The organism is Mesorhizobium sp. SEMIA396, from assembly GCF_024518615.1.
Lineage (GTDB): Bacteria > Pseudomonadota > Alphaproteobacteria > Rhizobiales > Rhizobiaceae > Mesorhizobium.
Map to the genome: position 1 here is coordinate 113,068 of NZ_JANIFC010000001.1, position 26,072 is coordinate 139,139.

Consider the following 26,072-nt stretch of genomic DNA (forward strand, 5'->3'; position numbering starts at 1 on the left):
CAACGTCCCTTGCTGCAGCCCTTGCCCGCGGTCTCCGGGCAGTCGGCCTTAGGTCTTACTAGGTCAGCCCGCCATCCAGCCGCCGTCCACCATCAGGTTGATGCCTGTAACGTAGCTTGCCATGTCGCTGGCGAGAAACAAGGCGGCTCCGGCCACGTCGCTCGGATGTCCAAGCCGCGGCCATGGCGTGCGCCTTCGCGAGTAATCGAGCGCGTCGGGTTCGTTGGCGACACCCGGCTTGCCGGTGACGATCTTGCCTGGCGCAATCGCGTTGCAGACGATCAGGTCGTCGGCGTGGTCGACGGCGATCTGCCGTGTCATCTGCACGATGCCTCCCTTGCTCACAGAATAGGGGAAGTCGCCCGGGCAGGCCACGATACCATGCTGCGAGGAGATGTTGATGATGCGGCCGCGCACATCGGTGACGGGCGCCTGGGTGAGCATCTGCATCACCGCCCGTTTCGAGCAGTAGAAGAAACCGGTCAGGTTGACGCCGATGACGCGCTGCCATTGTTCCGGCGTGGTGTCGATCAGATTGGTGCTGGTGTAAATCGCGGCGTTGTTGACCATCACGTCGAGCCGTCCGAACTGCGTGACCGTCGCATCGACCAGCGCATCGACGGCGCTCCAGTCAGAGATGTCGGTCCGGATGTAAACAGCACCTCCGCCGGCCGAGCGGATCAACTCCACGGTGCTCTTACCGCCTTCGATCGGCTGCTCGACCGTGTCGGCGATGACGACGCTCGCGCCCTCGGCCGCGAATTTCAGCGCGATCGCGCGGCCGATGCCGGAACTGCCTCCGGTGACGATGGCGGTCTTGTCTGCGAGGAGGGGCATGGTCTTCAGCTTTCCCGGGTGACGATGGTTCCAATTTTCGGGCCGATCAGTTTTCCCTCGCGCGCGATTTCGCGACCGCGCAGGAAGACGCTTGTCAGCCGCGCCTGGACGGTCCAGCCATCGAATGGCGTATAGCCCGCTCGCGACACCTGATCGGCATTGGCGATCGTGCTGGACTGGCGCGGATCGAGGATGAGGATATCGGCATCGTAGCCGGTGGCGATCCGTCCCTTGCGCCGGCCAAGCCCGAAGCGCTCGGCCGGATTGCGGGCGCACAGGCGCACCAGATCGGACAATGCGATCAAGCCTTCATCGACCAGTTTCAGCATGGTCTGCAACAGTGTCTGCAGCCCTGGCATGCCACCTGGAATGTCGGCAAAGGCCGCATAGGATGCAGCCTTTTCGATTGGCGCGTGCGGCGCGTGGTCGGTGGCGACGATGTCGATCAGTCCTCCGCTCAGCGCGGCGCGCAGCGCATCCACATCATGCGGCGAGCGCAGGGGTGGCGAGGCCTTGAGATTAGCGCCTTGCATCTCATAATCGCTGGCGGTGAAGAAGAGGTTCTGCGGCGTTGTTTCGACGCTGGCGTCGGCCATGCCGCGCAGCCGGCCCCACGTCTCGACGCCGAGTTCGGAATTGATCTGGCGGACATGAATTCTGGTTTCGGCAGAGGCGGCGGCGATGAGCGCCCGGGCGATGCCGTTGGCTTCGGCGAGTGGCGGCCGGCTGGCCTGAAAGGCGGCGATGGTGCCGGGGCGGTCGCGTAGTGTGCTGCCGGTCAGGATCGATTGATCGCCGGGCGAGATGCCGATCAAAGTGTCGCTGCCGGCGAAAGCCTTCAACGCCTCGGCCACGGCGTCGGACGTCGCGAAGAGGAAGTCATCGGGCACATCGGCGGTGAACAGCTCGAACGAGACCGGCGCCAAGTCCAGCACGCGAGGGATAAGCGACAGGTTGCGGCTGACGACGGTCTGCAAGCCGACATCGACATGTATGCGGGCCTCGGTCATCGCCATCTTGTCGGCAAGCTGTTCGGCTGTGGCTGTCCATGGCTCGTCGGTCGGCATGTCGAGCACCGTCGTCACGCCGCCAAGGGCCGCGGCATGCGTGCCCGAGGAAAAGTCATCCTTGTGTGTCAGTCCAGGCTCGCGCAGGTGCGCGTGCGCGTCGACCAGGCCGGGCAGCAGATAGGCACCGGCCGCATCGATGACTGTCCTGGCCGAGGCCGTCTCGCCAGGCTGGACAAGCGCCGCGATACGGCCATCGGTAATGCCCACATCGCGCCGCTCGAACCCTTCGGCGTTGACGATGGTGGCTCCCCGGATCAGGGTTTCGAACATGCCGTCTTGTTTCCGTTAGCCGCGCCGCTCGAAGCTGGCATGGCTCTCCAGCCAGAACCGGGCAATCTCTTCGCGGCGCATGAAGGCAGCGGCCGGGTTCTGCTTCACATGTTCGATCACCTCGCGCAGCCCGGACGCCCGGTTGGGTTGGCCCATCCAGCGCGCATGGATGCCGATCGTCAGCATGCGGCCGCCGGTCTCGTCGGCTTCACCGAGCATGTAATCGATCGCCGAGCGGCAATCCTCAGCGAAGTCGCGCGGTTTGCTGTAGCCCGGCGCCACCAGATAACGGCTGTCGTTGAGCGTCTTGGAATAGGGCACGACCAGGATTTCCGTGCCCCGATGGTCGAGGAAGTAGGGCAGGTCGTCATTGCAGGGATCGGAGTGATAGAGGAAGCTGCCTTCCTCGACGAGCAGATCGCGCGTGTTGACGCTGGGCAGCGAGCGGCAGTTCCAGCCGAGCGGCCGCCTCCCCAGTAGTGTCTCGTAAAGCCCGACCGCTTCATGCAGCTGGCGCTTTTCCTCGCTGCGCTCCATGGTCGTATAGTCGATCCAGCGTAGGCCGTGGCCGAGCAGATCGTGTCGTCGCGTCTTCATCCATTCGACGAAGGGCGGGTTGCGCTCCAGCGCCACCGCGCAAGCTGAGATGGTGATCGGGATGTCGTAGCGATCAAAAAGCCGTGCCAAGCGCCAGACGCCGGCGCGGCTGCCATATTCGAAATGCGTCTCGGTGCCGAGGTCGCGCACCGGCGGGCTCGAGGTGAGATTGTATTCGCCCCAATTGTCGTTGCGGCCATCTTCGAGCCAGGAATATTCCGAGCCCTCCTCATAGTTGAGCACGAGGTTGATGGCGAGCTTGACGCCGCCGGGCCAGGTCACGAAGGGCGGATTCGGACCATAGCCGACGAGGTCGCGCGGCTGGGGCGGTTGCGAGGCAGCGCTTGGCGTCATGGCAAATTCCTCTCATCTCGTTTCGTTGGCGGTTATCCAGTCCATGTAGGCGTGGAAGGCTTCCTTGCCCGGACGCGGCCGCCATGTAGTGTCGCGCAGGATGCGGGCGATGTCATACGCGCCCCACATGCCGCCCTTCAGTCTCACATCCTGGACGATATTGGCGTCTTCTCCTGGTGTCACTTCGGCCTTCAGGCCCGGCACGCGTTCCCTTGCCCAGCCGACGATCTCGCCGATGGTCTGGCTAGACCCGGAGCCGATGTTGTAGTGACGGTAATTGAGGCGCGGTGCATCGATCAGCGCGAGGATCGCGGCGGCAACGTCGGTCGAGACGATATAGTCGCCGACCGGCTCCAGGCTGTTCGGCCTGATCGTCTCGCCGGCTAAAGCCATATGTGCGACGCGGTTGGGAACATGGCGAAAGTTGCGGCTCTCGGTCGCGCGGTCCATCGGGCCGTAGACCGAAGCAAGTCGCACCGAGACCGCCGACAGGTCGAACAGGTCGGCATAGCGGTTGGTCACCATCTCGGAGGCGAATTTCGAGATGCCGTAGAGCGTCAACGGCGCGACATAGCCGTCTTCCGGCAGCGGCTCGCTGCTCCAGTCGGGGCCATTGTGACGGTAGACGGAGCCGGAACTGACATAGACGAAGCGCTTGAGGTCCGGTCTCTCTCGCGCCCAGTCCAGCATCCGCACGGTGCCCATTAGATTGACGTCGACGATGCGGGCCGGGTCTTCGGCCTCGGGCTGCCGTTTTGCCTCCGAGGCGCTGCCGCGCGAGATCGGCGTGATTGTCGCGCCATGCACGATCGCCGTGATGCCTTGCTCGTCTAGCGCCGCGGACCAGGCTTTCGGGTCGAGGACGTCGGCGGCGACCACTGTGAGCCGGTCGCGCACCGGGGCGAAATGCTTTTCGGCCGCCGCGTCCAGGCCGGACCGGTCGAGGATCACGGCCCGGGCTTGCGGATCGCGGTCGAGCCATGCGCGCGCGACCACGCTCATGACAAAGCCGGTGCCTCCGGTGACAAGCAGCGTCATGTGAACTCCTTCTAAGTTGAACGAACAGGATCAGCGCGTTGCATAGCCGCCGTCCACGAGCATGTCGGATCCGGTGACGAAGGATGCGTCCGATGACAAAAGGAAAGCGGCCGCCGCGGCGATCTCATCCGGCTCTGCGATGCGGCCGAGCAGATGGGCGGGGCCAAGACCCGCATTGGCGGCCTCGAAGTCCGGAAATCTGCGCAGCAGGCGCGCTGTCGCCACCGCGCCCGGCGACAGGCTGTTGACGCGCACATTGTCCGGCGCATGGTCGACCGCCATCGCCTTGGCGAGATGGATCAGCCCCGCCTTGGCAGCGCAATAGGCGACGGCATTGGCGGTGGCGACGCGTCCGAACTGCGAGCCGATGAACACCACCGAGCCGCCGCCACCCACCGCGATCAACGGCACCGCGAACTTGCTCATCAGGAACGCACCGGTCAGGCTGACGTCGAGTTCGCGGCGCCAGGACTGTTCGTCGAGATCGACGACGGTGGCATTGGTCGATGGCGCGGCGGCGTTGTGCACCAGTCCGTCCAGCCGGCCGAAGCGCTGCCTTGCGATGTCGACGGCGCTGCGAGCCTGCTCCGCATCGGTCACATCGCAGCCGCAGGCGGAAGCGGCGGCGCCGAGCTCATCGGCAAGGGCTTGCGCCGCCTCCAGCTCATAATCGGCGCAGATCACGCCGGCGCCTTCCGCGACGCAGCGCCGGGCAATGGCCGCGCCAATGCCGCTTGCGGCGCCTGCTATCAGGACAGCGCTGCCTTCGAGACGGTTCATCGCGGCCTCCTCAAACCCGTTCCTCGATACGTTGCATGACCGGCGCCGTGACCGGCCGGCGCAGAAGATTGTAGCAGGCGGCCAACGTGACCAGGGCAGCGCCGCCGCCGAGCAGCAGGAACATGGCGGGAGGTCCAAGATGCGCCATCAACCCCGCGGCGACGCCCGGCGTTGCCACATTGCCGATCGAGTAGAGCAGGAGCAGCGTGCCGGAGGCGGCGACCATGTGCCGGCTATGAAGCTGCGATGCGCCGAAGGCCATCGCCACCGGATAGATCGTCAGCGCCGTGGCGCCATAGATGAAGAACAGCACGAAGAGCAGAGGCACCGACAGGGTGCCGACCCAAGCGATCAAGGCGCAGGCCGTCACCGATACCAGCCCTTGCACCAGCAGTATCAGGCGGCGGTCGAAACGGTCAGAAAGCCAGCCGACCGGGGTCTGCGCCACCATTCCGGCAATGCTTATCGTGGTCACCAGCCAGACCGTGGCCGCCGCCGACAGGCCGATCTGCGTTCCGTAAAGAGGCGTCAGCACGAAGACGTTCATGTTGGTGATGCCGCCCTGGAAAATCGCCACGACCGTCACCGGCGCCAGCCTGAAGAGCGCCAGCGGTCCCAGCCGCCTGTCTGCCTTGGCTCCGGACGCGGGCGCCGGATCACTCGGCACCGAAGGCAGCGCCGGCCAGCGCACCCCGGCGAAGTTGGGCGCAAAGGCCACAAGCACCGTCGCCATCGCGACCAGAAACAGATGCGGAGATTGCGGACCGACCATCGCCACCAGGACCTGGCCAAGCAGCACGGCAATCGCCGTCGTCAGCATGTAGAGCGCGAATAGCGAGCCGCGATTGTGCTGTTCGGCATAGAGATTGATCCAACTCTCGCAGACGACGAACATCGAGGCCATCGACATGCCGCCGAGCAGCCGCAAGCAGAACCATGCCGGCATGAAGTCGGTAACGACGAAGCCCAGGGCCGACAGCAGCGCAGTTGCCAGGACCAGCAGGAATGTCCGCTCATGGCCGTAGCGGGTGACCAATGGACGCGTCACTAGGCATCCGATCAGGAAACCGGCCGGATAGGCGGTCAGCACGATCTGCACGGTTCCGGGATCGACGCCGGCTTTGCCGAGGTGGAACGACACCGCTGTCGTCAGCATGGCGCTGCCGATACAGGCGAAACAGACGCCTGCCATCATCGGCAGCGTTGCGCGGGAGCGCTCGGCGTTCTGCCAAAAGCGCATCGCGGATTGACCGATCGATCCCATGAATGCCGCGCCTGGCCGACTAGGACGGACGCCGGAGATCGCAAGCAGGATCGACAAGCGGCGCCGGATTCTTGTGCATTGCGACGGCTCCCCTTGGCAGTCACGCTGGCCGGCGGCTGCTCTCCCAAACAGAAGCTACACCCAGTCATGCCTGCTGCAAGCGAAGATTGACACGGCTATGGCGTCATTTTTTTTGGCCATCCCGGCGGCGGAAAACGGCGTTGCGCCCTGCGAAAGGCTTTACAGTCCTTTAGTGCGCTCCCTACGATAGGTCGCCTGTCAAAGATCGAGAGGGGACCCCGAGATGACGATCGAACGTCTTGAGAACGGCCAACGCTTTTGCCGGGTGTTGCGCCATAACGGCACCGTTTATGTTTCCGGCCTGACGGCGGACGACCTTTCAAGCGACACCACCGCGCAGAGCAAGCAGATATTCGCCAAGATCGATGCGCTTCTGGCCAAGGCCGGCAGCGACAAGTCGAAACTCCTGAGCGCTCAGATCTGGCTGCGTGACATCGCCGACTTCGACATGATGAATATGGCTTGGGATGCCTGGATCGACCGCAGCGCCATGCCGGTGCGCGCGACGGTGGAGGCGCGGCTTGCCGGCGACCAGTATCGCGTCGAGATCATGGTGACGGCGGCGGTCGGCTGACGCCGATTGGGGTGGGCAAACCGAATGCATGAGCTGGTGATCAAAGGCGGACGCGTTGCCCTCGACGACGGTTGGGCCGAATGCGATATCGCCATCGACGACGGCCGCATCGCCGCCACCGGGACGGGCCTGGCCGGCAAATCCTTGATCGGCGCCGGCGGTCGTTGGGTCATGCCGGGCGGCATCGATGCCCATTGCCATCTCGACCAGCCGGTCTGGGGCGGGGCCGGCAATGCGGATGATTTCGAATCCGGCACCATCTCGGCTGCCTTCGGTGGCACGACATGCATCGTCCCGTTCGGCATGCCGGGTCCGGAGATGAGCACCGTCGCCGCCATCGATCGAGCGCTCGACCGTGCCACAGGGCGCGCGGTGATCGATTACGGGCTGCACGCGGTGGTGACCATGGGCACCGGCCCGGATGTCGAGCAACAGCTTTCGCTGCTCGCCGGCCGCGGTATCGCGTCGGTCAAGCTGTTCATGACCTATCAGGGCTTTGCCGTCGATGACGATCTGTTCTTCAGGGTGCTCGATGCTGCCCATAGGCTTGGCTGGATCGTCATGGTCCATGCCGAGAACGATGCCGCCATAAGGCGCACGCGGCAGCGCCTGATCGATCTCGGCCGCACCGATATCCGCTACCATGTCGTTGCCCACAGCGAGACAATGGAGCGGGAGGCAACGCATCGTGCGTTGGCCTTCGCCGAAATGACCGGCGCGCGCATGACCATCGTCCACGTCTCCTCCTGGCAGTCGGCCGAGGAGGTGGCGCGGGCGCGCGGGCGAGGGGTGGATGCGATAGCCGAGACCTGCCCGCAATATCTGTTCATCGGCGCCGCCGACCTCGACCGGCCGGCCATGGATGCGGCGCGCTTTGTGTTTTCGCCGCCGCCGCGCTCGCCGCGCAGCCATCGGCATCTGTGGCAGGCGCTGATCGATGGCGGCATCGACCTGTGGTCGTCGGACCATTCGCCCTATTTCTTCGCCGACAAGATCGCTCGGTCGCAGACACCCGACTTCACCACCACGCTGAGCGGCATTCCCGGCATCGAGACTCGTCTGCCGCTGCTCTTCTCGGAGGGACTGCTGAGCGGCCGCCTGACGCTCGAGCGCTATCTCGATCTCACCTCGCGCAACGCCGCCGCGATCTATGGCCTGGCCCATGCCAAGGGGCGCATAGCGGTCGGCCTCGATGCCGATCTGGCGCTGTGGGATCCGACAGTGACCTGGACGCTCGGGCACCGGGCGCTGCATTCGCGTGTCGACTTCACGCCCTATGAGGGCAGGAGCGTGACGGGCAAGCCGACCACTGTGCTGGTGCGCGGCGTGCCGGTTGTCGCCGACGGCGAACTCCAGGTGCAGCCGGGGTTCGGACAGTTCGTAGAGCGCAGCGCCGCCGATCCGGCCCGCTCGGGAAAACCAGTCGAGGAGATGATGCCGTGGCTCGATGCCTGACTATCGCGGTCGCCCAGACCGGGCCAATCCAGCGCAGTGCGACGCGGAGCGAGACGGTCGATCGCCTCATCCACTTGCTGGAACAGGCAGCTTCCGCCGGGGCGGAGATTGCCGTGTTTCCCGAGATGGCGCTGACCACTTTCTTCCCGCGCTGGCGCATCGACGATCAGGCGGAGATCGACGCCTTCTTCGAAAGGGCAATGCCGGGGCCCGAAACGCGATGCCTCTATGATGCCGCCGCCCGCCTCAAGATCGGCTTCGCGCTCGGCTATTGCGAGATCGCAAGGGAAGACGGCCGCACGCGCTGTTTCAACACCATGGACCTTGTCGGCCCGGACGGGCGGTTCATCGGCCGCTACCGCAAGATGCATGTGCCGGGGTCGAGCGAGCCGGAGGAAGGCATCACCACGCATCTCGAACGTCGCTATTTCGAACCGGGCAATCTCGGCTTTCCGGTCTTCGACTATCGCGGCGTGCGTGTCGGCATGGCGATCTGCAACGATCGCCGCTGGCCGGAAACCTACCGCATGCTTTGCCTCAATGGCGCCGAGGTGGCCTTGCTCGGCTACAACACGCCACTGCTGCTCGACGAGGCGCCGGCGCTGGCGCATCTGCGAATGTTCCACAACCATCTGCCGATGCAGGCCGGCGCCTACCAGAACACGCTGTGGGTCGCTGCGGCCGCCAAGGCGGGGCTGGAAGACGGCCAGGCACTGATCGGCGGGTCCTGCATCATCGCGCCGACCGGCGAGATCGCCGCGCAGGCGATGTCGCTCGACGACGAGGTCATCGTCCACCGCGCCGATCTCGACCTGATCGAGACCTGCCGGAAAGTGAATTTCAACTTCGCGCTCTATCGCCGCCCCGACCAGTACCGGCGCATTTCCGAACCGGCCTGAGATCGAAACTTGATGGCCCCCAGCGAAACCAGCCAGGACACGGCGCCGCGCGCGACCGAGCCGCTGTCGCTCGGCGAGATCGTGGAAAACGGTCTCTGCATCGGTTGCGGGCTCTGCCGTTCGATCGCCGGTCCCGGCAAGGTCGAGATGGCGATGACGCCGGAAGGGCGCGAGCGGCCGGTGGCGATGCAGGTGTTGGTCAGGTCGACGCTGACGCGGGTCAACGCAGTCTGCCCGGGAACGCGCATCGCCGGTCCACCGCCGGCGCAGGCGAGCAATGCAGCGTTGACGGACACCGTCTGGGGCCCCGCCGAACGGCTTGTGCTCGGACGCGCGGGAGATCCCACGGTGCGGTTTGTCGGATCGGGAGGCGGTGTGCTGACGGCGCTTGGGCAATTTCTGCTGAGCTCGGGACGCGTCAAGTTCGTGCTGCATGTCGCCGCATCACGCTTACAGCCGATGCGCAATGAGCGGCGCCTGAGCTTCGATGCCGTTTCGATGATCGAGGGCGCCGGCTCGCGCTACGGCCCCACGGCGACGCTGGTGGATTTCGACGACATCCTTGATCGCGGCCAGCCCTTCGCGCTGATCGCCAAGCCTTGCGATATCACCGCCGTGCGCAATTTGGCGCGGCTCGATCCGCGCGTCGACCGATATATGCGCTATGCCCTGGCCTTCGTTTGCGGCGGCGCATCGGACCTTTCGAAATCGGAACAGGTGTTGCGGCGTTTCGGCCTCTGCGAGGACGAGCTCACGCTTTTTCGCTATCGCGGCCATGGCAATCCCGGCCTCAACCGGATCGAAACCAGGGACGGCCGCGCCTTCGAACTCACCTATCGGCAGTTGTGGGAGGACGAGGACAAATGGATGACCCAGCCGCGCTGCAAGATCTGTCCGGACGCGATCGGCCAGGTGGCGGATATCGCGGTTCATGACGCCTGGCTGAATGGTGGGCCGGCGGTCGAGGATGAGCTGCTCAACAGCATCATCGTGCGTACCGGGCGCGGCCTCGAACTGTTCGATGCGGCCGTCGACGCCGGCGCTCTGGAGATCAAGCGCGAGACCGGCATTGCCGAAATCAGCGAGTTGCAGTCGCACCAGGTGCGCAAGCGGCGCGCCGTCTGGGCGCGGCTGAAAGGCATGGCGATCGCCGGCAGGCCGGTGCCTTTTGTCACCGATCTCGCCCTTGCAGATTGCGCCGCGCAGAATTCGCTGGCGGAGAATCTGGCCGAGGGGCGCGGCGCTCGCGACCGCGCGCGGCGCGGACGCCTGGGTGAGCCGCCTGCCGTGCCGCGCGAAGGCCGGGCAATCATGTTGAAGGATGGGTTGAGATGAATGCCGCCGAGGAAACGGACGTCATCATTATCGGCGGCGGCATGGCCGGTGCCGGTGCGGCCTTCGAGATATCCCACTCCGCAAAGGTGGTGCTGCTCGAGCGGGAAAGCCATTGCGGCTACCACACGACCGGACGCTCGGCGGCAAGCTTTACCGAAAATTACGGCAACGGCGTCATCCGGCGTATTGTGCTTGCCAGCCGGTCTTTCCTGACCGAACCGCCAGCTGGATTCTCCGAGTATCCGCTGCTTGGCAAGCGCGGCATGATCACCGTGGCGCGCGCCGATCAGATCGATCTCCTGCGGGAGGATCTGGCGGCCGCGCAGGGGCTTGTGCCCTCCATCGTCGCCATGACGCCGGCCGAAGCGATCGCCAGCGTACCGGTGCTGCGCGCGGAGTATCTCGCCGGCGCCTATATCGAACCGCATTCGATGGACATCGACGTCAACGGCCTGCACCAAGGTTATCTGCGCGGCGCCCGCGCGCGCGGCGCGCGCATCGTCACCAATGCCGGCGTGACGGCGATCGACCGGCAGGGCGGCCAGTGGCGGGTCGAGACGCGGGCGGGGACCTTTCGCGCGCCAATGCTCGTCAATGCAGCCGGCGCCTGGGGCGACGAGGTCGCCATCATGGCAGGGGTGCGCCCGGTCGGCCTGCAGCCGAAACGCCGCACCGCCTTCAACATTCCATCGCCCGCAGGGGTCGACATATCGGACTGGCCGCTGGTCAACGATGTCGGCGCCGAATTCTATTTCAAGCCGGATGCCGGGCAGCTGTTCGTCTCGCCGGCCGATGCGACGCCGTCGGTGCCGATGGATGCTTATGCCGAGGACATCGACGTCGCCATCGGCGCCGAGCGTCTCGAAAGGGTGACCACGATCGAGGTGCAGCGCGTGTCGCGCTCCTGGGCGGGCTTGCGGACCTTCGTCGCCGACGGATCGCCGGTGGTCGGGCCGGATGATGAGGTTCCAGACTTTATCTGGCTGGTCGGGCAGGGCGGTTACGGCATCAAGACCTCACCGGCGCTGTCGCGCGTCTGTGCCAGTCTGATCGCCGGCAAGGGTTTTCCGGACGATGTCGCTAGGCAGGGCGTTTCGATGGACGATCTCACGCCACACCGGCTGCGCGGCGTCGATCCTCAAGCCAGGCAGGTTGCTTGATGAGCAGTGCCGCGCTGACTGGCGGCGGCAGGCTGGCCGGGCATCTGCTGGAGAGGCTTGCGCAAGCCACGGCCGACCCACCGGGCGTAACCCGCGCGGCTTATGGGCCCGGCGAGCGTTTTGCCCACGCCCTCATTCGCGACGAAGCCGAGCAGCTCGGCGCCACGGCGCGCGTCGATGCCGCCGGCAATCTCTATTTGACGCTGAAGGGCCGTAATCCGGATTTGCCGATGATCGTTCTCGGTTCGCATCTCGACAGCGTGCCGCATGGCGGCAATTTCGACGGCGCCGCGGGTGTGGTGGCAGGGCTGGCCGTGATGGCCGAACTGGTCGGGCAAGGCATCCAATTGCCGCGCGACCTGATCGTGCTGGCGACCCGCGCCGAGGAAGCGGTCTGGTTTCCGCTGTCCTATCCCGGCAGCCAGGCAGCTGTCGGCCTGCTGGAGCCGATAGCGCTGGAAGCGAAGCGGTCGGACAGCGGACGCACGCTGGCTGACCATATGCTGGAGGAAGGTTTCGACCCTGATGCCGTGCAGCGCGGCGTGCCGGGCATCGATGCCGGACGGATCGCGGCTTTCGTCGAAGTGCATATCGAGCAGGGACCACGCCTTGTCGCATCCGGCGCGCCGGTCGGCATCGTCACCGGGATCGCCGGCGGGTTTCGCTATGTCGACGCGACCTGCCTCGGCGCCTACGCGCATTCCGGCGCCGAGCCGCGCTTCGCCCGGCATGACAGCGTGCTCGGCTTTGCCGATCTGGTCGCCGGCCTTGAAGCGGAATGGGACGCGCTCGAGCGCGACGGCCATGAAGCCACCATCACCTTCGGCCGCGTGCAGTCCGATCCTGCGCAACACGGCGGCAGCCGCGTCCTGGGCGAGCTTCGCTTCACACTCGATGTGCGTAGCGCCGAGGCCGCCGTGCTGGACCGGATCGAGGCAAGGCTGCACGCGCTTTTCACAGAAGTAGGCAAGAAGCGCGGCGTCAGCTTCGAGGCCGGACCGCGCTTCACCTGGGAGCCGACGACGATGTCGCCGGCGTTGATAGCGAGGCTGGACCGCGCCGCCGCCGAACTGCAAATTCCGGCGCCGCATGTGCCGAGCGGAGCGGGGCATGATGCGGCAAGCTTTGCCGGCGCCGGTATTGCGACCGCCATGATCTTCGTGCGCAACGAGAATGGCAGCCACAACCCGCATGAAGCCATGGAAATCGCCGATCTCGACCAGGCGATCCGCCTGCTTCTTCAATTCGTCACCCACTTCGACAACCCCCCGGGACAGCCATGAACCTTGCCGCGACCGCCTTGCTCGTCATCGATCTGCAAAACGAGTACCGTCCCGGAGCCGCCTGGCCGGTCATCGGCTATGACGCGGTGCTCGCCAATGCCGCCGCGCTGATCGAAGCCGCCCGCGCAGCAGGCGTGCCCGTCATCCATGCGCAAGCCTGGGTGCAGCCGGAAGAACGCGACGGCTATGTAAGGCAGGAGGAAACCCTGACCGAGGAATTCCGCTCCGCCGTGGCCGGCAGCGATGGCGCCGCGATCTGCGCCGAGGTGGCGGCGATGCCCGGCGACATCGTCATCCACAAGCACTGGCCGAGCGCCTTTCGCCGCACCGACCTTTCAAGACGGCTTGCCGACCTCAAGGTCGAGAACCTGATCGTGACCGGGGTGCTGACCGACAGCTGCGTGACCGAGAGCGTGTTCGACGCAGTCTATCAGGGGTTCAGGGTCTGGCTGGTCAAGGAGGCCTGTGGCAGCATGAGCGAAGCCATGCACCGCATCGGCATGCTCGACATGGCCAACCGGCTCTATGGCGGCGGCATCCTGCGCCTTCCCGAGGCGCTGAAGGCGCTTGCCGGCCAGCCTTTCGACGGCTGGCGCTGCACGCGGCCGGTTGAGTTCGTCTACACGCTTGAGATGGTGGACCGGATCTACGAGGCCTTGTGATCGGCGCCGCAGCCGCATGTGCCTCGGACAACCTTTGAAGCTGAGGGCTTGAGTACCGTGCCCGGCAGCGATCCGGTCGCCTTGCCGTCAGTCCACACGGACACGCCGTTGACGAAGACATGCTCGATGCCGGCGGCGGGCCGGCGCGGTTCCTCGAAAGTGGCGGTGTCGATGATCGTCGCCGGATCGAAGATGACGAGGTCGGCGAAATTGCCTTCGGCCAGCAGGCCGCGTTGCTGGATGCCGAATTCACGCGCGGGCAGGCCGGTCATGCGGAACACCGCCTCCTGCAGGCTGAACAGGCCGACATCCCTGGCGTAATGGCCGAGCACGCGCGGAAACGTGCCCCATAGGCGCGGATGCGGATGGATATCGTGCGGCAGGCCGTCCGAGCCGATCATCGTGCGCGGGTGCGCGATGATGTTGCGCACATCCGTCTCGTCCAGCTGGAAGTAGACGGCGCCCGCCGGCAGCAGGCGCTGGCCCGCCTCGCGCTCACTGCAGTTCCATTCGCGCGCGATGTCGGCGATCTCGCGCCTCGCCATTTCAGGATGCGGATCGGACCATGTGACGAGGATCTTCAGACCCGTGTCGCAGCGCTCCAGTCGCAGCACCGTCGAGCTCGCGGCATAGGGATAGACATCCATGCCGATGTCCATCGTTTTGCGCGCCTGATCGATTCTTTCCAAGGACGGACGGCTCTTGCCGAAATTGGCGCGGCCGGTGCATTGATGGTGCGAAATGAACAGCTTGCCGCTGGCATGATCGGCAATGTCGATCGCTTCCTCGATCGCCTCGTCCATCGTCTCGAAATAGTTGCGGGTATGGGTGACATAGGGGCCGCCGAGGTCGGCCGCCGTTGCGGCGAGTGCCTTGACCTCTTCGGTCGAAGAGTTGACCGCCGGCGGATAGTCGAGCCCGGTGCTGAGCCCGAAGGCGCCCTCGGCCATCGCCTCGGCCACCGCCTCCTGCATCGCCACCGTCTCCGCTTCGTTGGCCGGACGGTCGGTCACCGGCATGCAGCGCTGGCGCAAAGTGGTGTGGCCGACCAATAGAGCCGCGTTCGTGGCGATGCCGCGCCGTTTGAGCTCGGCGACATAGTCGGCAAAACGATCGAAACGGAAACTCTCCCGGCCGCCGACCAGCGTGAAGGGCGGCGGTGGTGTCGTGTTGAGAAGCAACGGCGCCAGGCTGACGCCGCAATTGCCGGCGATCACCGTCGTCACGCCCTGGCTGATCTTCGGGTCCATGCCACGTGGCGCCAAAAGCGCGCCGTCATCATGAGTGTGCACGTCGATAAAGCCAGGTGCGACCACCTTACCCGCGGCGTCGATTTCCTCGCTGCCCGTTGCATCGTCCAGCTGACCGATGGCGACGATCCTGTCGCCGGTGACGGCGATGTCGGCCTCGAGAGGCTTCGATCCGTCGCCGGCGATCAGCGTCGCGTGACGGATGACGAGATCATAGGGCATCGGGCAAAAGGTCCTAACCTTCGGGATCGGCGGCGATCTCCTCGCGGCGGCGTGCGACATAGGCGTCGAGCTCCTCTCGGATCGCGGGGTCCATTACCGGCTCTTCGTAGTCGTGCAGCGCCTGTTGCCAGAGCTCCGTCGCCCGCTCCAGCGCATCCTTGCCGCCGGCCTCCTCCCAGGCGCCGTGGTTCTGCCAGTTGGACAGCATCGGCTGGTAGAAGGCGGTCGTGTAGCGCGACATCGTGTGTTCGGCGCCGAAGAAATGACCGCCGGCCGGTACCGACTTGATCGCCTCGAAACCGAGATCGTCCTCCTGGAACGGCAGCGGGCGCAGGAACTCCATCATGTTCTGCAGGATCTCCACATCGAGAATGAGCTTTTCGTAGGACGCAGTCAGGCCGCCCTCCAGCCAGCCCGCAGCGTGGTAGACCAAGTTGGCGCCACCCAGCACCGCGCCCCATGTCGCCATTTCCGTCTCATAGGCGGCCTGCAGATCAACCACGTTCGAGGCATTCGCATTCGAGGTGCGGTAGGGAAGATTGTAGCGGCGTGCCAACTGGCCAGCGATGATGTTGGCCTTGGCGTTCTCCGGCGTGCCGAAGGCCGGCGCGCCCGACTTCATGTCGACATTGGAGGTGAAGGCGCCATACATCACGGGCGTGCCGGGGTTGACGAGCTGCGTCAGCACCACGCCGAACAGAGCTTCGGCGTTCTGCTGGCAAAGGGCCGCCGCGAGCGTCACCGGCGTCATCGCTCCCATCAGGGTGAAGGGAGTAACGGTTACAGGCTGGCCGTGCTCGGCCATTGCGATCAGGCCCTCCGCCATGGCGTCATCGAACAGCCGCGGCGAGTTGATCGATATGATGGTCGTCACGCCAGGAGAGGTGCGCATCTCCTCGACGGAAATGCCGCGCGAGATTGCCATCATGTTGATCCCATCCATTGCCCTGGCGCTGCCGATCGCCGTGCAATGGAAGGAGAGGTCGCTGAGCGTCAAATTTGCGTAGTAGGTGTCGAGATGGCGCGAATTGGCCGGCAGCTCCATCGGCGCCACAACCTGGTTGCCGATGATGTGGATGGCGTTGAAGTGGTGCGCCAGCCGGATGAAGTTCTGATAGTCGGGCAAATTCCCCTGGCGGCGGCCATTGATGCGGTCATGTACATTGGGCGGTCCGGCAACCAGGCCGAAGACCAGCGAATTGCCGCCGAGATGCACCTGCTTTTCCGGATTGCGGCTGGTCAACGTGAAGGATGACGGGACTGTCCGCAGCGCCTCGCGCACCAGGCTTTCGTCGATGCGAATGGTCTTTTCCTCGCGGTCGACGATGGCGCCCGCGTCGGCGAACAGGTCCATCACCCGATCGCTCATGACACGGATGCCGAGTTCCGACAGGATGCGCATCGATGTGTCGTGCAGCCGCTCCATCCGCTCTTCGTCGAGCAGTTGCATGGGCGGATAGGGGTTCTTCACCTGCTCCCAGAGCAGTTGCGCGATGCCCCCGCCGCTGCGTCCGGATTTCCCCCTGCGGCCACCGCCGCGCCTGTCCTGTGTCATGAGACTGCTTTCCTCTCGCTTCAGTAACCGCGTTCCGGACTGACGACATTTTCAAGCGGCGCGCCGCCGCGGTAGCGCTTCAGATTGTCGGCGAACATGCGCACCGACTTGATATCCCAACCGTCGTAGACCGCCGCGCAATGCGGAGTGATGGCAACGCTCTCGTAACCCCATAGCGGATGGCCCGCCGGCAGCGGCTCGGTCGCGAAGACATCAAGCGCGGCGCCCTTGATCCGCTTGTTATCGAGCGCAGCGAGCAGGGCTGCCTCGTCGACGACGCCGCCGCGCGATATGTCGATCAGCACGGAGGAAGGCTTCATTGCGGCGAAGGCCGCCGCACCGAGAAGACCGCGCGTGCTGGACAGCAGCGGAACGCAGCATACGATGAAGTCGGCGCGTCCAAGCAGGGTCGGCAGCGCGTCCGGTCCATGCACCTCGTCGAGGCCGTCCATGGCTTTTGGGCGCGCGCGGATGCCGAGCGTGCGGATGCCCATTGCCTGTGCGCGACTGGCGACGGCTGTGCCCGTCTTGCCAAGGCCGATGATCAAGACCGTCTTGCCTTCGATCGGCTCGACGCGGCCACCGCCCCATTGCCGCGCCTGCCGGCGGCGCTCGAAGCCGCGCAGGTCAAGCGAGAAGGACAGCATGGCGCCGAGCGCATATTCCGCCAGCATGCCGGCGGCGACGCCCGCCGCATTCGTCACAGTGAGCCGCTCGGGGTCCCAACTGCCGAGATGATCGGTGCCGGAGCCGCCGACGGAGACCCATTTCACGCTCGGGCTTTCGACAAGCGCCTGGCGCGGATAGCGAGGGGTGCCGTCGAAGCGAACGGAATAAACCACTTCCGCTGCCACGCGCCCGATCAGCTCGGGCAGGGCGGCATAGCTGTCGCAACAATGGACGGTCAGATCCGGATGCGTCTCCTCGAGCACGGCCAGCGCAGCGGCTGGCCGGTCGGTGTGCAGGATGACGGATGGATCAGCCGACATGGGGCCGCTCAGCTCGGGCCAATGTGGTCGGCCGAAGGACCGAGCGCGGCAAGCAGTTTTTCACCACTTTCGAGTGTCGCGTTCTCGTGCGGCGCGCGCAGGGTCAGCCAGCGCTGGTCACCGGAGCGCACCGCCAGCACGGCCTTCATTGCCGGGATGAGGCCGGCATCCTGGATGATCTTGCGGAACGCCTTGACCGCCGCATCCGCCTCGGCAACGTCCTCGCCGGCGATCGCTCGATCGTAGAGGGCCCGGATGGCCGCGGCATTGAGGTTGACGGTCGCCGAGATGCAGCCCGCGGCACCATTGGCGAGCCCCTTGGTCAGCTGTGCTTCCGAGCTCGGGAAGACCGCGACCGCGGGCGCCGCAGCAATCACTGCCGCCGTGTTGTTCCAGTCACCGGCGCTGTCCTTGTAAGCCACGACGGTGTCGGGAAACGCCTCGCTCAGCCGTGCGGTCAAGGCGGGGCTCACCGGCACGCCGGAATTCTGCGGGATGTGGTATAGGATCATCTTCATTGCCGGGTTCGCCACCCGCGCGATCAGTTCGGTGTAGTAGCGGGCCTGGCCGTTGTCGCCGGCAGCGGTGTAGAAGAACGACGGCAGGACCATCACCCCGGCGCAGCCCAGCCCGACCGCATGCGCCGACAGCTCGACGGTTTCGGGCAGCGCGGTGACGCCGGTGCCGGGCATCAGCCGGCTCGGCGAAATGCCGGCCTCGATCAGCCACTCCAGCGCCTGCATGCGCTCGTGCAAGGACAGCGACAGCGCCTCGCCGGTGGTGCCGAACGGCGACAGGAAATGCGCGCCTTGGCCCAGCACCCATTTGGCATGCGAGATCCAGAGATCGCGCGCGATGCGGCCATCGTTTTCGAACGGCGTCAGGATCGGTGCGATGGTTCCTTGCGGGCGGGTCATGTGTGTCCTTCCGTATCGGTCGGCAACTCTATGCACTGCGTGGCCGCTGCCGCTGTCGTCCTGGCGAAGTAGGCCGACGCTGTGACGTCGAACATTACATCAAAACCCGCTTGCGAGCGGAACGTGACCGCCTCGACGTGACCGACGCGTGTTTGCGTTATGTCTTCGACACCGAATTGGTCGGCCCGGAGATCAAGCGCGCATAGCCGTTCCATCGCTTGCGGCGCGTGCGGGCCAGAGAGGCGCATCCACGCCCAGCCTTCCTCGCGCCAGGATGAATAGGCTTTCGCCCCGGCATCGTTCGCCCAGGCGGCTTTGAGTTCGGCCAGCGCCTCGGCCGCACCTTCGGCCAGCAGCAGGATGTCCTCGTTGCCGAGGCGCAGGATCCGCATGCCGTGATGCGCGCCGATGCGATTGACTGCAGGCAGCGCGATGCCGTGCGCCGTGAGCCAGGCGGCGCCGCCGCCGCCTTTCAGGCCAAAGCGCGGAGTGGCCGTCAGGTCGCTCAGCGTTACCGCGCCGATGGGCAGCTTGGTGCCGTGCGCCGCGCCGCCGGCCATGAAGGGGAAAACCGCGCTTGGCGCCATCTACATCTCCTGCCGTGCATTGGCGGGATCGAAGAAGGCGTGAGCAACCACGGGCGCGTCGACCAGATTGCCGTTCCGGCACTTCACCGTCACCAGGCTGCCTTCCGTGGAGTCGTCAACATGGACAAAGGCCAGCGCGATGCTACAGCCGAGTGTCGGCGAGAACCCGATTGAGGTGATCTGACCGACAGGATCATTTCCGCGCAGCACGAGGCAGCTGTCGCCGGGTATATCTTTGGCATCGGCCGGAAATCGCAGGCCCACGAGCTTGCGTGACTGTCCCAGCCTTGCGCGCATCTCAATCGACCGTTTGCCGATAAAGAAAGGCTTCTTATTCGAGACCGCCCAGCCAAAGCCGAGCTCGTCAGGCGTCGTGATCGCGTCGGTGTCCTGGCCGATCAGAATGTGCCCCTTCTCCAGGCGAAGGACGCGCGAGGCTTCGAGACCGTAAGGCTTCAAGCCGTAAGGTTCGCCGGCAGTCATCACCGCGTCCCAAAGGGCGGGCGCGAGGCTGGATGGACAATGCAGTTCGTAGCTCAGCTCGCCGGTGAAACCAATCCGCATGACGCGCACCGGCACGCCGGCGACAACGCCTTCGCGACCGCTGAGATAGGGGAAAGCCTCGCGGTCGAAATCGATGTCGCTGTCCAGCGCCTGAAGCACGGCCCTCGCTTTCGGTCCGGTGACGTTCAGGCCGCAGAACGCGCCGGTGAGGTTGAGGACATCGACTCGCAAGCGCCATTGCGCGTTCCAGAACAGCATGTCGGCATAGACGCGCGCCACCGCACCCGTGGTGGCGGTCACATAGAACCGGTCGTCCGCCATCCGGTAAGCGACGCCATCGTCGACCACCGAGCCCATCTCGTTGAGCATCAGGCAATAGCGCACACGCCCGACAGGCTGGTTGGCATGCGCCATTGTGTAGAGGCGGTCGAGGAACTCGCCAGCATCCGGCCCGCGCAGCTCCAGCTTGCCGAGCGTCGAGACGTCGAGCAGGCCGACCCCTTGCCGCACCGCCATGATCTCGTCGCGGATCGTCTTTTCGGCCGCGCCGGCATCGCCATAGAAATACGGCCGCCACCATGCGCCCACCGGCTTCATCACGGCGTTGAGCGCCAGGTGCCTGGCATGCAGTGCGGTGCGCCGCTCAAGGGGTTCGTGGTCGCCGGCAAGCACGCCAAGCGTCTCCGGTCCGACCGGCGGGCGGGCAGTGGTGATGCCGACTTCGGCGACCGCGCGGTTGGTCGCCTCGGCAACGATCCTGGCTGTTGCGAGCGCGGAATGGCGACCCTGGCTCGGGCCCATGCCGACGGTGCTGAAGCGTTTGACCAGCTCGATCTCGCGATAACCCTCCTTGACCGCGTTTTGCAGATCCTTGACCTGCAGATCTTCGTCGAAATCGACGAAGTCGCGGCCCTTCCGATCGGCGACGATCGGCAGCACATGGACCGGGCTGGTGGCCATCGGCCTGGTGAATATTTTGTCCTCTGCAACAGCGTGGCCGAGCCCCAAACGTGCGGCCACGGCCGCGCGATGCCCGCCGGCAATCGCGTCCTGCAGATCGCTGTCTCCAGCGACAGAGCCGGCAAGGTGGACCGGTGCTTTCGGCAGGCTGAGCGTCATTGATCCGGTGGTGGCGTCGTAGCCGACCTTGGCGCCGGCCTGGCAAGGCAGCTGCCAGGCAGGCACCTTGCCAGCCGAGACAGCCAGCAGGTCGCACTCGATCCAGTGCCCGCCGATGCGAACCCGCGCAAGGTGACGATTTCCCGCTGTCCCCTCGGCGGCTTCGATCGCCGCGGCCTTCCGGATGGCCACGCCCTTGCCGTGCAATTCGGCTTCGAAGGCGCCCGTCTCGCCGCTGGATCTCGGATCAACGACTTGCATCACCGAGACGCCGGCTTCGACCAGATCGAGCGCGACACAATAGCCTTCGTCGCCGGTGGCCAGCACCACGGCCTTTTGTCCGGGGCGCACGCCGTAATGGCGGATCAGCCGCTGCACAGCGCCGCCGAACATGATTCCCGGCAGGTCGTTGTTGCGGAAGATGGCGGGCTGTTCGATCGAGCCGGTGGCCAGGATCACGGCGCGGGCGCGGGTGCGATAGAGCCGGTCGCCCTGGATCAGCGGCAGCCAGTTGTCCTCGTACCATCCGTTGCAGACGGTCCCGGTCAGCAGGCGCAGATTTGGCAGGGCCCGCAGCCGGGAGGACAGGTCGGCAAGCATGGCCGGATCATGCCGGCCATAGGTCAGCGACCCGCCGATCTCCGGGTTCTCGTCGCAGAGCACGACATCCGCGCCCGCCTCGGCGGCAGCGATGGCGGCGTTCAGTCCTGCCGGACCGGCGCCGACCACGAGAATGTCGCAGTGCAGGTGCGTCTTGTCGAAATGCCGGCGCGGAGCGGTGGTGTCGACCACGCCCAGTCCGGCCTTGCGGCGGATCATCGGCTCCCAGAATTTCTGCCAGCTGTCGCGGCGCGGCCCCATGAAGGTGCGGTAGTAGAAGCCGACCGGCATAAACCGTCCCAGCCTGTCGATGATCGCGTCGCGGTCGCGCTCGAGCGTGCCGTTGACGTTCTGCGCGCTGATCCGCAACCCCTCGCTGATCGGCGTGCGGTCTGCGGCGACGTTCGGCTCGAACGGCAGTTGCACCAGCGTGTTGGCATCCGCCCCGGTCATCGAAAGGATGCCGCGCGGCCGATGATATTTGAAGGACCGCGACAGCACCCATTGTCCGGAGGCAGCGAGCGCGCTGGCGATGCTGTCACCGGCATAGCCCTCGAAGTTCTTGCCTTCGAATGTGAAGCGGATGGGGCGGCTTCGGTCGATCCTGCTGCCCCAGGGCTCAGCCAGCCGGTTCATGGTTGAGCTCGGTGTTCGGAAGCATCGAAGGTGCGGATGATCTCGTTGGTGACGAGGTCGCGCTCGGCCAGGAAGAAGTAATTGCTGGGCACGTGCCGCCACCACTCGACCACGACGCCCTTGCGATTTTCGGCGCGGAACAGGTGTCGCGACCAGTCGGCATCGGCGGCCCGGTCCGGATCCAGCTCGGCGCGGACGGGCCCGAACGACTGGAACTCGTCTATATTGCGCTGGCCGTTCATCGGGCAGGTCAGGATCTTCATGGTCAGCGGCGTTTCATGGTCAGTGACTGGCCGCCGTAGCGCCCATTTCGTTGAGCAGCCGGAACGTCTCGAAACGTTCCAGCGCGAACGGCTTCAATATGTCGGGCACGCGGCCCCTGGCGATCGTCTCCGCCATGCGTTTGCCGGCGACCGGTGTTGCCTTGAACCCCCACGTCCCCCAACCGCAATCGAGCCAAAGATTTTCGAGTGGACTGGCACCCATGATCGGGCTGTAGTCGGGCGTCATGTCGGTAATCCCGGCCCATTGCCTCAGCAGCCGCACGCCCTGCAGGAACGGGAAGAGATGCACGGCGCCCTCGGCGAGGTGTTCCTTCATGTCGAGCGTCGAGCGCGTCGAGTAGAGCTGGTAGGGATCGGAGCCGCCGCCGATGACGACCTCGCCGCGCGAGGACTGCACCAGGTAGGTGTGCAGCGAGACGGAGGAAACCAGCGTATCCAGCCAGGGCTTCAGCGGCTGCGTCACCATCGCCTGCAGCGGATAGCAGCGGATGGGAAGTTCGACGCCGGCCATCAGCGCCACGTCGTAATTCATCCCGCCGGTCGCGATCAGCACCTGGCCGCAGGCAATGCGGCCGCGGTTGGTCTTGACGGCCTGGACCCGGTCGCCGACGACCTCGAAACCTTCCACTTCGGTCCGCTGGTGTATCTCGACGCCGCGCCGCGACGCCTGCGCGGCATAGCCCCAGGCAACCGCATCATGCCGCGCGGTTCCGCCATCGGCATGCCAGAGCCCGCCAAGGATCTCAAGCGTGCCGCCATAGTCCATGTTGAGGGACGGTGCGAGCTCTTCGACCGCTTTCTGGTCGACGACTTCGGTGCGCGTGCCCAGATGCTTGCCCATCTCGGCGCGCGCATGAAAGCTGCGCAGGGTCGCTTCCGTGTGCGCCAGCGTCAGCTGGCCGCGCTGCGAGAACATGACGTTGAAGTCGAGTTCCTGCGACAGGCCCTCGAACAGCTCGACCGCTTCCTTGTAGAAGGCGATGCCTTCCGGTGTGATGTAGTTCGAGCGGATCGTGGTCGTGTTGCGCGCCGTGTTGCCGCCCGCGAGGTAGCCCTTCTCGATCACCGCGACGCTGCTTATGCCGTGATATTTCGAAAGATGATGCGCGCACGCCAATCCATGCCCGCCGCCGCCGACAATCACCACATCGTAGGATGGCTTGAGGTCCGGTGTTGCCGGAATGTCGCCGCTGACCGGATAGTCCCTGCTGAGACCGTATTTCAGAAGCCTGAGCGGCATTTCAGGCTACCACGCTGGCCGTTGGAGGGTCATGCTGACGAGGGGCGGATCGTAGAGCAATACCGAAAGATCGGAGAAGCGGCTGTCCTGATCGGCAAGCGAAAGGACCGCGTCGCGGATCGCGCTGGCACGGCCCTGTCCGAGCACCGGCGTCGCGAACTCCATATACTTGGCCTCGATCTCAGCCAGTGTCAGCGGCGCCTCGGGTCCGCCGCGCGCGTGGACGTCGCCGGAAGCAAGCACGCGCCCGTCCGTGGTCGTGATCGCCACGTCGGCCCAGCGCCCCGAGGGGAAGCGGACGCTGTGGCGCTCCGATTCCCGGACCGTGATGCGGCTCAGCAGTTCGGCGACGGCGGCATCCTCAAGCCCGTTGCCGGAAATGTGCTCCAGACCGATGCGGCCATGCATGATGAAGGTCGCGACGGCGAAGCGCAGGCTGTATTGCGCCTTCGAGGTCGTGTCCGGCACCCCGTCGAACAGTGTCACGGCGTAGTGGAAGCTGTTGACCTCGACATGGCTGATCTCCGACGGGGTCAGGTTATGCGCCAGGACGAGGCCACGCGTTGCGTCGATGGCCGCATGCGCCCAGCGGCAGATCGGGTAGGGCTTCACATATTGATGCAGCACCTGCCAGAAGGCGCCGAGATCCTGCCAATGAGCGGCGATTTCGGGCGCCTCGACCGTGATCGCCGGCGCGCCGGTGAAGCCGCGCTCGGCCAGCACGGCAGCGGACAGGCCGGTCAGCGCGCCGATACCCGAGCCGTCGTGCAGCATCGTCGGCGTAGCGATCTCGCGCATCATCTGGCTGCGCGGGCCATGATATTCGGCAATGCCTAGCGCCTCCCGGAATTGCTTTTCGCCGAGCCGCCGCAATCTTGCCGCGAGCGCGGCCACGCCCACGGCATTCCATGCGCCTGACGTGTGGTAGTCCGACACCGTCGCATGCAGCGCGATGCCGGCCCGGCCGGCGACTTCGTAGCCGACGACAAGCGATGCCAGCGCTTCCGGCCCGCTGAGGTCGGGGAGCGCCTCCGCCAGCGCTGCCAGCGCCGGAACGACGGCGACGCCGATATGGCCCTTGGTCGGGCTGTAACCGTCATGGCCATCGAGATTGTCGATCTGCGTTGCGGCCGCATAAGCGGCCCCGGCGATGCTGGCGCGGCGGCCGTCGAAAAGCATGCGCGCCGAATGCGGAGGATCGGCGGAGCCGTAGAGAAGGGCGGCGGTGTCGCGGGCGATCCGGCCGGCTTCCATCGGGCTAGCCGCAATGGCTATTCCGAGCGTGTCGAGCAGGAGATATCGCGCCTGTTCCAGGACAGGGAGAGGGAATACGGCCGCCGGCCGCCGCAACACGAAATCGGCCAGGCGAACCGCCACGCTGGTACTCGCGTCAAGCCCTTCACGCCGGTGCGACGGCACAGCCACTGGCATCACTCCCCTCTGCGTCACGACATCATTAATTTGGGTCCATCGCGCTTTCACGCAATTAGTTCGGCGGCTTTGGCCAAAAATATCTATGTCTTGTCGCTTGCCTGCGATTGAACGCCGGCGCTTCCATGGTTTACCTCTCACTGCACGAAGCAGGAGCCGCAGATGAAGCCACCACCCCCGTTGAACTATATCAGGTCATTCGAGAGTTCGGCCCGGCACCTCTCCTTCACCCTGGCCGCCAAGGAGCTCGGATACACGCAGGCAGCGGTCAGCACGCATGTCCGCGCGCTTGAACATTATATCGGCCGGCAATTGTTCATCCGCTATCCGCGCAGTCTCAAGCTCACCGAAATGGGCGAGGCCTTCCTTCCCACCTTGCGGCAGGCGCTCGATCAGATCGACCAGGCGACGGAGGCGATCGTGACTTCGTCGCGCAACCGCACGGTGGTCGTCTCCTGCCCGATGAGCCTGGCGGAGAACTGGCTGGCGGGCTGCATGGCCGCCTTTCGCAAGAAACATCCCGAAATCGAGATCGTGCTGCATGGCACGATCTGGGAGGACCTCAGCGAGCAGATCGCCGACATCACCATTTCGACGCGGCGTTTCGACGACCGTCCGCCCGCGGGCCTTCCATTGTGGAACGACGAGCTGGTTCTGCTGTGCGCGCCGACGCTGCTGGATGGCGAGGGCGCCCTGAAGCTGCCTCGGGATATACTCAAGGTCGATTGGATCTTCGTGCATGGCCGCCAGGAATATTGGCAGGTCGTCACGTCGGCACTGGGCGTCGACATGGACGATCACGACAAGGGCCTGACGACCAACGCTTCCAACATCGCGCTTGAGCTGGCCGCCATGGGGGCAGGGCTCGTCGCGACCCAGCGCTCGCTTGCCCACGCGTATCTGCGGCGGGGACTGCTTGTCGAACCGTTCCCGGTCCGGCCGGCCAGTCCGTGGAACTACTACCTCACCGAAAACCAGCTTTCGAAGGGGACCATCGCGCGCACGGTGCGGGAATGGATTCTGCTGCGGGCGCAGGAGGATGGCGCTTAAGCGCTGTTCGTCCTACCCCCTTGTGAATT

General features: G+C 65.4%; 23 protein-coding genes. 8 read left to right on the forward strand and 15 right to left on the reverse strand.

Annotated features, from left to right (window positions below; all coding sequences use genetic code 11):
• Window positions 1-63: 63 nt before the first annotated feature.
• The 6 genes from NP503_RS00580 to NP503_RS00605 are packed head-to-tail and all read right to left on the reverse strand — an operon-like array spanning window position 64 to window position 6,210.
• Entirely contained in the window at window positions 64-837 is a 774-nt protein-coding gene (locus NP503_RS00580; RefSeq protein ID WP_127267689.1) for an SDR family NAD(P)-dependent oxidoreductase, read from the reverse strand.
• A gap of 5 nt (window positions 838-842) precedes the next feature.
• Window positions 843-2,177 (reverse strand): dihydroorotase family protein, encoded by a 1,335-nt coding sequence (locus tag NP503_RS00585; RefSeq protein ID WP_127272625.1) that lies wholly within the window; start codon window positions 2,175-2,177, stop codon window positions 843-845.
• Window positions 2,178-2,192: 15 nt separating this feature from the next.
• On the reverse strand, window positions 2,193-3,128 hold the full coding sequence (locus tag NP503_RS00590; protein WP_127267690.1) for a polysaccharide deacetylase family protein: 936 nt from the start codon (window positions 3,126-3,128) through the stop codon (window positions 2,193-2,195).
• Window positions 3,129-3,140: 12 nt separating this feature from the next.
• A complete protein-coding gene (locus tag NP503_RS00595; RefSeq protein WP_127267691.1) occupies window positions 3,141-4,166 on the reverse strand; it encodes an NAD(P)-dependent oxidoreductase in 1,026 nt (341 codons plus the stop codon).
• A 30-nt stretch (window positions 4,167-4,196) separates the two neighbouring features.
• On the reverse strand, window positions 4,197-4,946 hold the full coding sequence (locus NP503_RS00600; RefSeq protein WP_127267692.1) for an SDR family NAD(P)-dependent oxidoreductase: 750 nt from the start codon (window positions 4,944-4,946) through the stop codon (window positions 4,197-4,199).
• 10 nt (window positions 4,947-4,956) lie between these two features.
• Window positions 4,957-6,210 (reverse strand): MFS transporter, encoded by a 1,254-nt coding sequence (locus NP503_RS00605; protein ID WP_127267693.1) that lies wholly within the window; start codon window positions 6,208-6,210, stop codon window positions 4,957-4,959.
• A 304-nt stretch (window positions 6,211-6,514) separates the two neighbouring features.
• On the opposite strand from NP503_RS00605, the gene NP503_RS00610 reads away from it, so the two are divergent.
• The 7 genes from NP503_RS00610 to NP503_RS00640 are packed head-to-tail and all read left to right on the forward strand — an operon-like array spanning window position 6,515 to window position 13,659.
• Window positions 6,515-6,865: a RidA family protein gene (locus NP503_RS00610; protein ID WP_127267694.1), complete on the forward strand. Its 351-nt coding sequence runs from the start codon at window positions 6,515-6,517 to the stop codon at window positions 6,863-6,865.
• Between the two features lie 24 nt (window positions 6,866-6,889).
• A complete protein-coding gene (gene hydA / locus NP503_RS00615; RefSeq protein WP_127267695.1) occupies window positions 6,890-8,320 on the forward strand; it encodes a dihydropyrimidinase in 1,431 nt (476 codons plus the stop codon).
• Window positions 8,305-9,219 (forward strand): nitrilase-related carbon-nitrogen hydrolase, encoded by a 915-nt coding sequence (locus NP503_RS00620; RefSeq protein WP_127269642.1) that lies wholly within the window; start codon window positions 8,305-8,307, stop codon window positions 9,217-9,219. Before hydA ends, NP503_RS00620 begins: the two co-directional genes overlap by 16 nt.
• A gap of 12 nt (window positions 9,220-9,231) precedes the next feature.
• A complete protein-coding gene (locus tag NP503_RS00625) occupies window positions 9,232-10,554 on the forward strand; it encodes a Coenzyme F420 hydrogenase/dehydrogenase, beta subunit C-terminal domain (protein ID WP_127269644.1) in 1,323 nt (440 codons plus the stop codon).
• Window positions 10,551-11,714 (forward strand): FAD-binding oxidoreductase, encoded by a 1,164-nt coding sequence (locus NP503_RS00630; RefSeq protein ID WP_127269646.1) that lies wholly within the window; start codon window positions 10,551-10,553, stop codon window positions 11,712-11,714. The genes NP503_RS00625 and NP503_RS00630 overlap by 4 nt, the downstream gene beginning before the upstream one ends.
• Window positions 11,714-12,997 carry a Zn-dependent hydrolase gene (locus NP503_RS00635; protein WP_127269648.1) on the forward strand — a complete coding sequence of 428 codons (1,284 nt, stop codon included), beginning with the start codon at window positions 11,714-11,716 and terminating at the stop codon, window positions 12,995-12,997. Before NP503_RS00630 ends, NP503_RS00635 begins: the two co-directional genes overlap by 1 nt.
• Entirely contained in the window at window positions 12,994-13,659 is a 666-nt protein-coding gene (locus NP503_RS00640; protein WP_127269650.1) for a cysteine hydrolase family protein, read from the forward strand. Before NP503_RS00635 ends, NP503_RS00640 begins: the two co-directional genes overlap by 4 nt.
• On the opposite strand, the gene NP503_RS00645 is transcribed toward NP503_RS00640, so the two are convergent.
• The 9 genes from NP503_RS00645 to NP503_RS00685 are packed head-to-tail and all read right to left on the reverse strand — an operon-like array spanning window position 13,644 to window position 24,987.
• Entirely contained in the window at window positions 13,644-15,131 is a 1,488-nt protein-coding gene (locus NP503_RS00645) for an amidohydrolase family protein (protein WP_127269652.1), read from the reverse strand. The two genes, NP503_RS00640 and NP503_RS00645, sit on opposite strands and share 16 nt — an antisense overlap.
• Window positions 15,132-15,144: 13 nt before the next feature.
• Complete coding sequence (locus NP503_RS00650; RefSeq protein WP_127269654.1) at window positions 15,145-16,686, reverse strand: trimethylamine methyltransferase family protein; 1,542 nt, start codon at window positions 16,684-16,686, stop codon at window positions 15,145-15,147.
• 20 nt (window positions 16,687-16,706) lie between these two features.
• Complete coding sequence (locus NP503_RS00655) at window positions 16,707-17,675, reverse strand: D-2-hydroxyacid dehydrogenase (RefSeq protein WP_127267570.1); 969 nt, start codon at window positions 17,673-17,675, stop codon at window positions 16,707-16,709.
• A gap of 8 nt (window positions 17,676-17,683) precedes the next feature.
• Window positions 17,684-18,592: a dihydrodipicolinate synthase family protein gene (locus NP503_RS00660; RefSeq protein WP_127267569.1), complete on the reverse strand. Its 909-nt coding sequence runs from the start codon at window positions 18,590-18,592 to the stop codon at window positions 17,684-17,686.
• Entirely contained in the window at window positions 18,589-19,179 is a 591-nt protein-coding gene (locus NP503_RS00665; protein ID WP_127267568.1) for a hypothetical protein, read from the reverse strand. Before NP503_RS00665 ends, NP503_RS00660 begins: the two co-directional genes overlap by 4 nt.
• Window positions 19,180-22,038, reverse strand: coding sequence for a 2Fe-2S iron-sulfur cluster-binding protein (locus NP503_RS00670; protein WP_127267567.1), 2,859 nt, complete (start codon window positions 22,036-22,038; stop codon window positions 19,180-19,182).
• Window positions 22,035-22,301: a sarcosine oxidase subunit delta gene (locus tag NP503_RS00675; protein WP_127267566.1), complete on the reverse strand. Its 267-nt coding sequence runs from the start codon at window positions 22,299-22,301 to the stop codon at window positions 22,035-22,037. Before NP503_RS00675 ends, NP503_RS00670 begins: the two co-directional genes overlap by 4 nt.
• A gap of 19 nt (window positions 22,302-22,320) precedes the next feature.
• Window positions 22,321-23,562, reverse strand: a complete 1,242-nt coding sequence (locus NP503_RS00680) for an FAD-dependent oxidoreductase (RefSeq protein ID WP_127267565.1) — start codon at window positions 23,560-23,562, stop codon at window positions 22,321-22,323.
• A gap of 6 nt (window positions 23,563-23,568) precedes the next feature.
• Complete coding sequence (locus NP503_RS00685) at window positions 23,569-24,987, reverse strand: MmgE/PrpD family protein (protein ID WP_236382672.1); 1,419 nt, start codon at window positions 24,985-24,987, stop codon at window positions 23,569-23,571.
• Between the two features lie 168 nt (window positions 24,988-25,155).
• Here NP503_RS00685 and NP503_RS00690 point away from each other — a divergent pair, with 168 nt between their 5' ends.
• Complete coding sequence (locus NP503_RS00690; RefSeq protein ID WP_127267563.1) at window positions 25,156-26,043, forward strand: LysR substrate-binding domain-containing protein; 888 nt, start codon at window positions 25,156-25,158, stop codon at window positions 26,041-26,043.
• The last annotated feature ends 29 nt before the right edge of the window (window positions 26,044-26,072 follow it).